10 protein-coding genes are annotated in these 12819 nt (G+C 43.2%); 4 read left to right on the top strand and 6 right to left on the bottom strand.

Translation table 11 applies throughout. The features are described 5' to 3' along the window. Positions 1 to 206: 206 nt before the first annotated feature. A complete protein-coding gene (locus tag A1019T_RS08130; protein WP_077451209.1) occupies positions 207 to 923 on the top strand; it encodes a DUF3108 domain-containing protein in 717 nt (238 codons plus the stop codon). A 105-nt stretch (positions 924 to 1028) separates the two neighbouring features. On the opposite strand, the gene A1019T_RS08125 is transcribed toward A1019T_RS08130, so the two are convergent. Then, positions 1029 to 1460: a hypothetical protein gene (locus tag A1019T_RS08125; RefSeq protein ID WP_077451208.1), complete on the bottom strand. Its 432-nt coding sequence runs from the start codon at positions 1458 to 1460 to the stop codon at positions 1029 to 1031. A gap of 3 nt (positions 1461 to 1463) precedes the next feature. Continuing rightward, positions 1464 to 2102, bottom strand: a complete 639-nt coding sequence (wrbA, locus tag A1019T_RS08120) for an NAD(P)H:quinone oxidoreductase (RefSeq protein ID WP_077451207.1) — start codon at positions 2100 to 2102, stop codon at positions 1464 to 1466. 293 nt (positions 2103 to 2395) lie between these two features. Between wrbA and A1019T_RS08115 the strand changes: the two genes are divergently transcribed. Then, positions 2396 to 3970 carry a YihY family inner membrane protein gene (locus A1019T_RS08115; RefSeq protein WP_077451206.1) on the top strand — a complete coding sequence of 525 codons (1575 nt, stop codon included), beginning with the start codon at positions 2396 to 2398 and terminating at the stop codon, positions 3968 to 3970. Between the two features lie 45 nt (positions 3971 to 4015). Here the strand turns inward: A1019T_RS08115 and A1019T_RS08110 are convergent, their stop codons facing one another. Further along, entirely contained in the window at positions 4016 to 4564 is a 549-nt protein-coding gene (locus tag A1019T_RS08110) for a GNAT family N-acetyltransferase (protein WP_077451205.1), read from the bottom strand. A 234-nt stretch (positions 4565 to 4798) separates the two neighbouring features. Between A1019T_RS08110 and ribF the strand changes: the two genes are divergently transcribed. Further along, on the top strand, positions 4799 to 5869 hold the full coding sequence (gene ribF, locus A1019T_RS08105) for a riboflavin biosynthesis protein RibF (protein WP_077451204.1): 1071 nt from the start codon (positions 4799 to 4801) through the stop codon (positions 5867 to 5869). 106 nt (positions 5870 to 5975) lie between these two features. Here the strand turns inward: ribF and A1019T_RS08100 are convergent, their stop codons facing one another. Together A1019T_RS08100 and acs are read right to left on the bottom strand one after the other, a co-directional pair. Beyond that, entirely contained in the window at positions 5976 to 7169 is a 1194-nt protein-coding gene (locus tag A1019T_RS08100) for an NAD(P)/FAD-dependent oxidoreductase (RefSeq protein ID WP_077451203.1), read from the bottom strand. Between the two features lie 236 nt (positions 7170 to 7405). Continuing rightward, positions 7406 to 9352, bottom strand: coding sequence for an acetate--CoA ligase (gene acs / locus A1019T_RS08095; protein ID WP_077451202.1), 1947 nt, complete (start codon positions 9350 to 9352; stop codon positions 7406 to 7408). 602 nt (positions 9353 to 9954) lie between these two features. On the opposite strand from acs, the gene A1019T_RS08090 reads away from it, so the two are divergent. Continuing rightward, on the top strand, positions 9955 to 11100 hold the full coding sequence (locus A1019T_RS08090; protein WP_244156590.1) for a BaiN/RdsA family NAD(P)/FAD-dependent oxidoreductase: 1146 nt from the start codon (positions 9955 to 9957) through the stop codon (positions 11098 to 11100). A 128-nt stretch (positions 11101 to 11228) separates the two neighbouring features. On the opposite strand, the gene A1019T_RS08085 is transcribed toward A1019T_RS08090, so the two are convergent. Continuing rightward, the gene (locus A1019T_RS08085) at positions 11229 to 12719 is read right to left on the bottom strand and encodes an amidase (protein ID WP_077451200.1); all 1491 of its coding nucleotides are present in this window, start codon (positions 12717 to 12719) and stop codon (positions 11229 to 11231) included. Between the last annotated feature and the right edge of the window lie 100 nt (positions 12720 to 12819).

Genomic DNA, 12819 nt, shown 5'->3' with positions numbered 1-12819 from the left:
CTAGATAACCATACAACTCTCTTAGCAAGAAATGCTAACAAAACACCTTCAATACTGCCCTTGGAAATGTAACAAGGTATAACCATATATAGAGTATAGTTAGCTTTAATAGGTTTTCGCTTAGTTAGATAGAGACGATTCTATCAATGACAGGCGTATCCCATTGATAACAACTCAAAGAAAAGAAATAAATTAAGGGCAAAAATATGTTTAACAAATTAAAAAATATAAAAGCAAAAAAATTAGTAGCAGGTGTTGGCCTAGCAACGGCAACAGCAGTGGCTTCAACCGCAGGTATGGCTTCAACCGCCTTAACCCCTTCAACTGCAGACTATTCTTTCACGGTTGAAAACAAATATAAAGGTACTGCTACCCGTACTTTAACCAAGTCAGGCAACTCTTGGAACTATAAAGTGAATGCCAGAGTGGCCGGTGTGGCTACAGCCAATCAAAACAGTACTTTTAGCTTAAGTGGTAATAATATTATCCCAAGCAGTGCCAGTACTGCTTATAAATTATTTGGCATCGGTAATACCCATAGTATGAAGTTTAGTAATTCTGGTAAAAAAGTGGCCAGTACTTACCGTGGTAAGACCGTGAACTTATCAGCCCCTAATAGAGCTTTTGATGATTTGAGTCTAGAAGCCCAAATCAGACAAGACCTATTAACTGGCAAGTTCACCGGTAACTACTACATGGTCAAAAAAGACAAAGTAGAAAAAACGCCTTTCAAAAAAGCAGGCAATACTAAGATTACAGTCCCAGCAGGTACTTTTGATACCATCCGTGTTGACCGTATTCATGATGACAATGACCGTTCAACCAGCTTCTGGTTGGCTCCAAGCTTAGACTATTTACCTGTACAAGTGACTCAAATTAATGATGGCAAGAAAATGGAAATGAAACTGACCAAAGTCCGTTAATTTTCTAAAAATGATACAGCTTTGCTAAATTGATGACTAAAAAAACGCCTCACTAAATCTAGTGAGGCGTTTTTTATTATAGTAGCTATAAGCTGTAACATGTCGCTATCCGTTCATGGACGGTAAGCGCTTCAATAATTTAAATAACCAAACATTGATAAGCAGAATAAGTATCAAATCTATGGCATAAACCCACATCACGCTACTGCCGCTGTCATAAAATCTAGAGAATAAAGTAACGCCGCTGGCACCTAAGTAAACCAAGGTCAGCATGCTACTCATCAGTAAGGCATAAGGCGACTTTCCTTTTATTACCCAAGGCGTAACGATAAGCGCCGGAATCAACCACAACAGCTGCCAAGCGATACCTCCGATAACATCTGGCTGGGTCGCCAATAAAGACCCTAACAGCACAGGTAACCCGACACCTCGATAGACCAGCCAAGCAAGCCAACTCATTCTTAGTCTTGATTGTAACTTAGCAATAAGCGCTATGTTCTCTGGACTACTCCTATCCAGCACCTCTCTTTTAGCCATGAATTACAACCACTTAGCGTTAGCTAGCGCTTTGGCAGCACTGGCAAGACGACGACCTTGAGCAATTGCTAAGCTGCGCTCATCTTTGGTTATGGGTTGGTCGTGAGCACTGCCGCTGACATGAGTTGAGCCATAAGGCGTGCCTCCACGATTGGTGCGATTTAACTCAGGATTTGAATAAGGCACTCCCAAGATCATCATACCGTGGTGCAACAAAGGCATCATCATTGTCAATAAAGTGGTCTCTTGCCCGCCATGCATCGAGCCAGTACTGGTAAAGACAGTAGCCGGTTTGTTTTGTAAATTTCCAGCCAGCCACAAGGTTACAGTGCTGTCCCAAAAGTGCTTCATCGACCCAGCCATATTACCGAAATGGGTAGGGCTGCCTAGGGCAAGACCTGAACAATTTTTTAGATCAGACATGGTGCAATACAAATCACCTTCATCTGGGATTGCCGGCTTAGCCACTGTAATCTCTGCAGCCACCTTAGGTACCGTACGGATGCGCGCGGTCATACCTGCCTCCTCAATCCCTTGAGCAATGGCGTAGGCCATCTCTTTAGTCGTCCCATATTGTGAGTAGTACAATACCAACACATAGTTGTCTGCCATAGATTGGCTAGAGCCATTATCAATTGTCATAAAACGTTACTTCCAAATATTTAAAATTTCTATTACAAGGTAGCTTAAAGGCAATAGGCGCTGAACGAAAACCACTAAAACCAGTGTAGATCATTTCATGAAGTCATTTTGCCATAGCTGAAGCTTTAAAACTGAATTTGAAAAAATTTTAGTCCGAAATTGGTGTATTAGCAGTATCATATCAGTTAGGTACAAACTTTCTTCACATTTTGATTATCAATATTTGATAAACTATGCCACCTTTATACAATAAGCCACTCTACTTTTCGATAACCTAACACAACGATTCTAATATGGAAAACCTGTTAAAAAAGCTGCCATTTTACGACAAATCTTGGTTTAACTTCTTGCGCTTTTTGATTCGCAACTTCATTAACGACAATGGCCAACAAAAAGCGGCCTCTTTGACTTACACCACGCTATTATCTATCGTGCCTATTTTAACGGTTTTATTGATGATTTTGTCATCAATACCGGCTTTAGAATCTGTGCGCGATCAAATATCTAATATTATTTATAGTAACCTGTTGCCACAGTCAGGGCTACAAGTATCACAGTATCTTGATAGCTTCGCCGAAAAGTCGAGTAACTTAACAGCGATTGGTGCCATGGCGTTATTTGTCACCAGTATCATGACCTTAACCACCATTGAACGTGCTTTTAATGAGATTTGGCGGGTAGAAGATCGCTCAGGGGGCATAAAAAGTATTGTTCGTTACTGGACCATTATAACCCTAGGTCCATTGGTATTGGGGACAGCTTTTATCGTATCAAGTACGGTTCAAAGCTTAAGCTTTTTAAACCAGCAAATTGGCGGTTATGGAATTGACTGGAACTTCTGGATTCAATTGGTGTCATTCGCGATAACTATCGCAGGTTTCATTGGCATGTACTGGTTTATTCCCAAAGCCAAAGTGCCTTTAAAAAATGCAGCAATAGCCGGTGTCTTTGTGGCGGTTACTTTTGAATTACTGAAGTACTCATTCGGTATCATTATGAGTAACTTCACCAGTTATGAAGCGATTTATGGTGCCTTTGCTGCCCTACCTATTTTCCTATTATGGATTTATTTGTCTTGGAACCTAATCTTACTTGGGGTTGAGATAAGCTATACCCTAACTATCTTTGCGACCAAAGAGGTCTATCCTCGTCACCCGCTACTCAGCCTATTAGACATGCTGAACCTGATTTATGATCGCTATCAAGATGGCAACTCAACCAGTGAAGAGGAGCTACGTAGCGTATTGGGTCGTAAAGAGTTGCCTAAGTGGTTTACCTATCTCAATTACCTATTAGACAGCAACTTAGTTACCATTACTGAAAAAGGTAATTATGTCCTAAAAAGAGACTTAGATAATATTACCTTGTGGGATTTTTACCGCACTCTTCCCTATCCACTGCCCATCAAAGATGAGTTAGATGATATGAGTGCCAATATGGACACGCCTTGGTTAAGCTTATTAATTCAGCGCTTCAAAGACACTGAGCAACATGCCAAAAATGAGTTAGATATTCCTCTTGCAGATATCTTTGAAAACAGCCTGCCGCGTCAAGGTGTTGAGACAAACAAGTCTATGTTTGATGACTCTGATAAAAAGACACAGGCAAAAAATAGTGACCCGTTAAAACCCGATGACAACAACCTTGATGCAGAGGCTTACGACCCGGATGCCGAAGTGGTTGAGGATAACCAAAGAAAAGAGGCGACTATCCCTCCTGATGCTGACCTAAAGTCCGGTGCTAACCTAGATAATAAGACAGACAAAGCTATTCATAAGTCCAAAAGGAAAGGGGGACTACTGGGCATTCTGTCTCATGATAAGGATGAGCCTATCATTACCGAAGATGATAACCCTTATAAAAAGTAAGCTGTCTTGGTTTACCCAAAAGCGTTATGGTCTTTAATAAGAAGACTATAACGCTTTACCCAGTATGACTAGATCGGCAGTGAAACCTTGCATGTCACAAACCTTAGGGAATCTTCCCCAAAGCTCAAAGCCAAACTTTTGGAATAAGGCTAGGCTTGGCTTATTATGGCCAAATATAAGCGCCAAGATATTTTGGATGCCCAGTTGTGGCGCTTGGCTTAACATCCATTGCAGCAACAAACTGCCCAAACCTAAGCCTTGGAATTGTGCCGCGACATAAATACTAATCTCACTACTGATATGGTAAGCTATCCGATTTTTGACATCACTAAAGCTGCCCCAAGCCATAATGCTACCTTGAGTATTGGTCACAACATAAATAGGGCGATTGGGTCGAGTCAGATGCTCATCAAACCAGTCCTGTCTATCGGCAATAGTCACTGACTCTAAGTCGGCTGTCGAGGCTTTACCAGCGATACTTTGATTGTAAATATTCACAATATCGGGTAAGTCAGAGGGCTGAGCCAAACGAATACTATGCTGGTTTAAAGGTGAGGTTACATTTTTAGAAGCTAACTTGAGGGAACTAACCATAGTGTTATTTTCTCATTACAATGCATTGAGCTGATTTCGAGTCTCAGAGACTGTAATTTTACATTATAATGAAGACAAGTTATCTATAAAGTAGTCGCCTTTTAAGGCCATTTGCAATCTGCATTATTGTGCTATATTTTTTATTTATCTAAATTACCGGTTTAATGATTTATCCGGTTATTACTTACTTTGAAAGTAGCTGACAACTACCCTTGTGCTTATCGATAAGGCTTTATGAAAACAATTTTTTTAGATTTGGCCACAATTCTTGCTGGCAAGAGCCGCAGTAGTCTAACTGCTGACAGCGTATTAACCATTGGTAACTTCGATGGGGTGCACTTAGGCCATCAAGCCATGTTAAAACAGCTGCAGCAAAGTGCTAGCGAGCAGCAGCTGCAGACTATGGTCATGATCTTTGAGCCTCAGCCGCGTGAATACTTCGCTCAGCTAAAATCTGACCCTTCATCTGCCCCTGCTCGCTTAACCTCTCAAGATGAAAAACTAACTTTACTGGCTAAGTTCGGCATAGATACGGTCGTTGTCGCTAAATTTGATGAAGCTTTTCGCTCTTTGTCAGCTTCTGAGTTTGCAGACATATTGGTTCATCATCTGAATGTGAAGTCACTGGTGTTGGGTGATGACTTTAAGTTTGGCCATGATCGTACCGGAGACAGTGAGTTTTTACGTAATTATGGGTTGCCTGTTACCAATCTGCATACCATTACCGATACCCATGCCGCAGGGGTTGAGGACAGCTCGTCGCTTGAAGACAAACGCATCAGCTCGACCAGAATTCGTGAGCTATTGGCGCAAGGCGATCTGAATACGGTCAGCCGCCTACTCGATCGTGACTATACGATCACCGGTAAAGTCGTCGGAGGCGATAAAATCGGACGTACTTTAGACTTCCCGACCGCCAATATCGAGTTAAATAGGGTGCGTCCTGCTTTGCACGGGGTTTATGGTGTAGACGTGGTGATACTAGATGAAGCTGGAGAAGTTATTGCAGATGCTTTTTCAAGCCTTGCTAACGATAGGAAGGTTGGCGTTGCTGGGCTACGTCCGAATAGTTTATTTGGCACTGCTAATATCGGTATCCGTCCTTCAGTAGATAAGCCTCATGAATGGCGTCTTGAGGTTTTTTTCCCAGAGTTTTCCGGTAATTTATATGACAAAACTCTGCAAGTTAGATTCTTACATTATTTACACGATGAACGTAAATACGAAAGCTTAGAAGCACTTAAAGCGGGCATTCAGCAAGACGTTATTGACTTAATTGAATGGCGCCGCAATCAAGACCAATAATTGTTATTTATCAACACTTCTAAAAAAGGCGAGGATAATCAAATATCCTCGCCTTTTTTTAAACCTGATTTAGCATGAGTTATTTTTTTAAAGCACTTTTTGTTATTTAAGGGGCAATTGTCTCTACCACTTGCGTTGCGGCTTTAAAGCAGCTTTCTATCCTCCCTTCATCACACCAGTCGCCCGTCACTAACCACTGTTTACTACTATCAACATAGCTAGATTGTGAAGGAGTACCATTCTCTATCTGAGCCGTAGCAGCATAACGCCAACGATGACAGTCTATCCACTGTGGGGCCGTACTATGCTCCCAGCCCAACAGTTGCTGTGCTGCCTGGAGCAGCTGTTGCTGAACTTCCTCTATCGCTTCGTCTACCTTTGATTCAGACCACTCATTGCTGGCATGAATAGTAACACTGGGCAAGATAGCTTCACGACCTGGCTTATGATGCTCAATGAATATACGGCCAAGGGGTGAGTTTGCCTGCGTCACCTCAAGCACTTCCCAATGGGCCTTTTTCAAAGCTGAGGGTAAAGTAGACTCTTGCTCCCAGCCTAACATCAAGCTATAACAAGCCAGCATTTTTGGAAGCTTAAGTTTATCGAGCAAAGCAAAGTCGGCTTGCTCAAAAAGCTCGATGGCTTGAGCCTGTGGTGCGGTACATACCACCCAATCAAACCTACCTAGCTCATTGCCTTTATCATCCCATAAAGTAGTCTGAGCTGCTGTGTCAGTTGAGTTTTTATTGACTGAGTTATCAGAGCGTAAGGGTGCCACTCGGGTTCTATAATGAAGCTTAGTATGTTTAAACTCAGCCGCTAAAGCTCGACCAAAGCTGGTCATTTTTGGACTAGCAATATATCGCGGCTGCTCATTGTCCCAATGTCCGGTTAGCTCAATGTCTGGCTTTGGCCCTGTAATTTTGGCCGTTGCTGTTGTGGCAAGCCAATACCTGATAACACCCTGCTCTAGCCAAGGCTGTAAGTAGGCTTGGAAAGCCTCTGATTTGGCAGTGAAAAACTGAGCGCCAAAATCAAATTGCCACTGTTGCTCGCTATGGGGATCTGGTTTTTTATAACGAGTAGCTAAACGCCCTACCCCAGCTGATTTCTCAAAAATGGAGATATCTAGTGCTTGTCCACAATTAGCAAAAGCTTGCTCTAATAAGTGAGCAGACATCAGCCCCGTCATCCCAGCGCCAATAATAGCAACTTTAGTCGCTGTGGCTGAAGGAGTCGCTGAATTGCTGTCGTGCGCTGAGCCATCGGCCCCTACTGAAGTATCGTGATTTATAGTCATAAGTTAAATGTATTTTTTTAAGATGAAGGAGAATATCAAGCAGATAATGTGTGGCAAATTCTAAGCCAATGATACAGGCTATGACCTATTAATTGTGTAAAAAAACCACTGACCCAATAAGTCAGTGGTTTTAAATTTATTAAAGAAGTGAAAATACCTACAACCTTAACTTAAGGCGTTAACATTCACCTCTCTATTTCCAATCCCTTTAGATAAGAAGCTAGAAAGTTAAGACACTAAGCGGACTTTACGGTTTTGATTAAGTCATCTACCACACTCGCTTCAGCCAATGTTGAAGTATCGCCTAGACCATCAAACTCGCCTGCCGCCAGCTTACGCAGGATACGGCGCATAATCTTCCCTGACCGAGTTTTTGGTAAAGCATCCACAACATAAATGGCGTCTAGGTTGGCAATAGGTCCAATCTCTGCCCGTACATGGCGATTTAATTCACCGCGTAATCTTTCGCTATCTTCCTCACCATGTCTTAAGATGACATAAGCACAGATGCCTTGACCTTTTAACTCGTGCGGCATACCCACAATGGCCGTTTCAGCAGCAGCAGGGTGTGATACCAAGGCACTCTCAATCTCTGCCGTGCCAATACGGTGACCAGACACGTTCAGTACATCATCCACACGACCAGTAATCCAATAATGACCGTCTTCATCACGCATTGCCCCGTCGCCAGTGAAATAGCTACCAGGATAGGTGGTATAGTAGGTCTCTAAGAAACGCTTATGATCGCCATAAATGGTTCGCATCTGACCTGGCCAACCATCGCTGATAATGAGGTTGCCCGCTGCTGCATCTTCCAGTTCAACCCCATCAGAGTCAACAATAACTGGCTTAATGCCATATAGAGGGTTCATAGCGGCTCCCGGCTTCATATCCACTGAGTTTGGCAGAGGCGCCATTAAGATACCGCCTGTCTCAGTTTGCCACCAAGTATCGACGATAGGACAACGTCCTTCACCAACGACACTATGATACCAGTCCCAAGCCTCAGGGTTAATGGGCTCGCCCACAGTACCTAACAAACGTAAGCTTTCTCGGTTTGACTCACGAACAAAAGCATCGCCCTCTTTCATCATTGCCCGAATGGCTGTCGGTGCAGTGTACAAAATACTAACGTCGTGCTTATCAATGATTTGACCGATACGGGCCCATGTGGGGTACTGCGGAACCCCTTCAAACATAACCGTAGTAGTGCCATTAGCTAATGGCCCATAGGTGACATAGCTGTGACCTGTAATCCAGCCCACATCCGCTGTACACCAAAAGACGTCATCTTCTTTGACATCAAACACATCTCTAAAGGTAGAAAGCGCATACGTTAGGTAGCCCCCTGTGCTGTGGACTACCCCTTTTGGCTTACCGGTAGAGCCCGAGGTATACAATAAAAACAACGGATCTTCAGCATTCATGGTCTCAGGAGGGCAATCCTCATTTGAGTTATCAATAACCGTGTGATACCAAACATCGCGTCGACCACTCATAGGCACTGAGTTACCAGTACGATGCACCACAATGACCTTTTCAACACACTCGGTGCCATCAACATCCAGTGCTCTATCTACATTGGTTTTCAGTGGGCTGTATCGGTTACCGCGCACCCCTTCATCAGCAGTAATCACCAACTTCGCTTGGCTGTCGACAATACGACTGGCCAAACTTTCAGCTGAGAAGCCACCGAATACTACCGTATGCACTGCCCCAATTCGAGCACAGGCCAACATAGATACCACCGCTTCTGGCACCATAGGCAAATACAGCGCTACTCGATCACCCTTACCCACGCCCATCTTGCGCATGGCATTGCCCAAGCGACACACTTCTGAGTGCAGCTCTTTAAAAGAGATGATTTTGTGTAATGAAGGGTGATCCCCTTCCCAGATAATGGCTGGCTTATAAGGATTATCAACCAAATGACGGTCTAGACAGTTGACTGAAACGTTTAATTCACCATCCTCAAACCACTTGATTCTAAAATCATCAAGATCGTAATTAATGTCTTTAATTTTTGTGGGTTTTTTTATCCAATCAACCAACTCCGCCCGCTTGGCCCAAAAAGCCTCATTGCTTTCATCAGATTCAATAGACTGTTGATATAACTGGGCATATTTTTCTGGGTTGGTATTGGCTTGTGCTGCAAATTCAGAGCTGGTTGGAAATTTTTTCATAATATAAAGTCCTTTTTTTAATGTGAATCCATCCTGGAAATCACCAGTAGTCACTGATAACCATAACAGCAAAGAAATTCTGGGCTGTTATCATGATAAAATAGGATAGGGAAGAAGACAAAGAGGGGGAGATTAAATACCGTAGAGAATATGTGAAAGGGTTTAATTAAGACCATAGCCCGTGACGTGCTTAGAAGTCTAAATAAACCTCATCTAATACAAGATGCTATGCGTTCACTCAGTCCTTTCCCTATGACTGTAGTACCCTCATAGTTTTACTAGATTTTGATACAGTTGTAAACTACTATTTGGTGTAAACTCCTAAAAAAGTTATGATTTTTTAATTCTAACAAGCAATTTATTAGCCTATCTCATTCCTGTTTTCCCACTACTAAATGGCTGAACTGACGGCTTATTAAGCCACTCATCCACCCTCAATTATTATTACAAAAGCTGATTCCATGACCCAAAATTCTGACTCTAATCCCCCTTCTATTAAGCCTTGTGGCAAAGACTTAAGCACAAGCTCACCTACCTCCTCAGCTAAGTCTAGCGTTGATGTTCTTATCATAGGGGCTGGAGCGTCAGGCTTATACTGTGCAATGACAGCAGCTCAACGAGGTCGTTCGGTATTGGTCGTTGATCATGCCAATAAAGCAGGGAAGAAAATCCTCATGTCCGGCGGTGGTCGCTGTAACTTTACCAATTATGTGGTGGAGCCTGAGAATTTTATCGGTGACAACGGCCATTTCTGTAAATCAGCCTTAACCCGTTATAACCCTTGGGAGTTTATTGGGCTGGTTGAGAAGCATGGTGTCCCCTATCATGAGCGTGATTATGGCCAACTGTTCTGTGATGACTCGTCAAAAGACATCCTAAACCTATTGCTTGATGAATGCTCTGAAGCTGGCGCTAAAGTCCAATTAAAAACTGATATTATTGCTATTAAGTCTTTGTCACAAGATAGTGACCAACAAGGCTTTATTGTTGAAACCTCAAAAGGCGCGATTTATTGCCACTCTCTAGTTATAGCCACCGGTGGCTTGTCTATTCCTACTATGGGCGCTACTGGATTTGGCTATGAGGTAGCGCAGCAGTTCGAGCATCAAATTATCCCTACTTCAGCCGGCTTAGTGCCCTTTACCTTTACCGATAAAGTCGGTGACATGATTGCTTCACTGGCCGGTATTAGCTTAGATGTCGTTGCCTTTAATGAGCGGATTTCGTTTCCTAGACCTATGTTGTTTACGCACCGAGGCTTATCAGGGCCGGCGATGTTACAGCTCTCCAATTACTGGCAAGTGGGTGAAGCGATTCATATTAACTTGGTGCCTAATGTGGATATCGGTGAGTTATTACAACAGGCCAAAGCTCAGCATCCAAAACAGTTAATTCGTAGCGTCTTGTCTGAATATTTCCCAAAAAAACTGCTATTAGCGTTACAAAATCTGCACTGGTCAGACTTTAAGGACAAAGAGCTGGCAAATATTAAAGATGAAGCTTTAATAGCTATTGGCGATAAAATAAACAACTGGACCATAAAGCCCTCTGGCACCGAAGGCTATCGCACTGCCGAGGTCACTCGGGGTGGCGTAAATACTGATGAAGTATCGTCAAAAACCTTTGAGAGTAAGCTACAACCAAACCTGTATTTTATCGGTGAAGTGCTTGATGTGACAGGCTGGCTTGGTGGCTACAATTTTCAGTGGGCTTGGGCCAGTGGTAAGGCTTGTGGCGAGGTAGTTTAGAGTCAGAACAAAATCTCATACTTATTTATATCATTGCCCTATTAAACCCTCTATAAAAAGGAGCCTATTACATTATCGTAATAGGCTGTTTTTATATTGGCTAGCTTAAAAAATTAACTTAGAGCATACTAAATAGCCGGATCGGTAAATAATCCTGCCCGCTCAAAGTCCGCTGCTAAAGCAAAAAGCCTTGCTTCATCATTCATACGTCCAATAAATTGCATCCCAATCGGTAAGCCTTTATTGCTCATCCCTAAGGGAACAGACATCGCCGGTAATCCTGTGATATTACCCAATGTGGTAAAGGCCATTTTGCTTAATACAGGTGAGCTTAGCTTCTCAACCAAACTTGAGTTATAAATCCATTTGCCCAGATTAATTCCTTTTTCAATAACGCCACTTACGTTTAGCAGTAGTTCATCAATACGGCTAGGAGGGAGCACCCCGTGTTTGACGGCAGTAGTTGGCACTGTCGGGCACACAATCATGTCATACTCTTCAAGAATAAGTCCGGTCTGATACTGTACGTCGTGCCAGCCTTGCTTGGCTTTAAGCAGATCTACCACGCTTAGTGAGCGCCCTATCATAGCCATATTACGAGTCTGTGGTTCTAAGTTCGACACTTGTTGTGGTCCGTAACGCAAAGATAAGTCTTCTACAAAATAGGCAGTATGGGCGCAAACTACTGTGAAGAAATCTCGCCACATACGATCACTATCAATCTTTGGCGCAGCGTATTCTACTTTATGCCCCATATCTTCAAGCTGTCGCCCTGTTTTTTCTAATACAGCCAACACCTCTTTATCTACTTTAGCGCCCGGAAACAATGGCTCTGCCATTAGAGCAATTTTTAATGGTTTACACGGAGTCTTGGTGGCTTCTAAAAACTGGCCTTTATTAGAGGCGTCGGTCACAAAAGGAGCACCGACCTCTCTACCAGCCGTAGCGTCTAACATGGCAGCGCTGTCACGCACACTACGAGTAATCACATGATCTGCCACTGCCCCTTCCCAGCCCTCAGCATAGATAGGGCCACTAGGGTTACGGCCGCGGCTAGGCTTTAACCCAAACACGCCGCACCAAGCAGAAGGGAAACGAATTGAACCACCCCCATCGCCGCCACCTGCCATAGGCACAATACCAGCACTTACTGCAGCCGCACTACCCCCGGAGGAGCCACCACTGCTATAGCCTTTTTTAAATGGGTTATGAGTGGGGCCAAAGAACTTGGGCTCTGTGGTAATAATTAGTCCAAACTCTGGAGTATTGGTTTTACCAAAGGTGTTAACCCCTGTTGCTCGCATCCGCTTCACTATCTCGCTGTCTTGCTCCGGCACGATATGCACACTGCGACTGCCCATCTTGATAGGCTCATCCGCAAACAAGTAGTTTAAATCTTTTAGTAGATAGGGGACGCCGGTAAAAATTCCCTGCAGTAAACCTTGCTGAGCAGCATTAAATGCTCGCTCATCAAAGCGGTGGATAATAGCGTTTAGCTTAGGATTTAAACTATTGGCTTGATAGATGGCAGCTTCTAAGGCTTCTTTAGCACTGATATCGCCTGACTGGATAAGCTCTGCCAATCCGATGGCATCATATTGTGGATATTCTTTAAACATAGCCTTCCTTGCTCAGTTGTGTGGATTCATAAGTAGATAGCTTATATGAAAGCCAACAAAAAAGCCAAACCCGAAAGTTTAGCTTTTTTGTTGGCTCGTG

It is taken from the genome of Psychrobacter piechaudii, assembly GCF_900162825.1.
Taxonomy (GTDB): Bacteria; Pseudomonadota; Gammaproteobacteria; order Pseudomonadales; family Moraxellaceae; genus Psychrobacter; species Psychrobacter piechaudii.
This window is presented reverse-complemented; position numbering and strand designations above follow the sequence as displayed.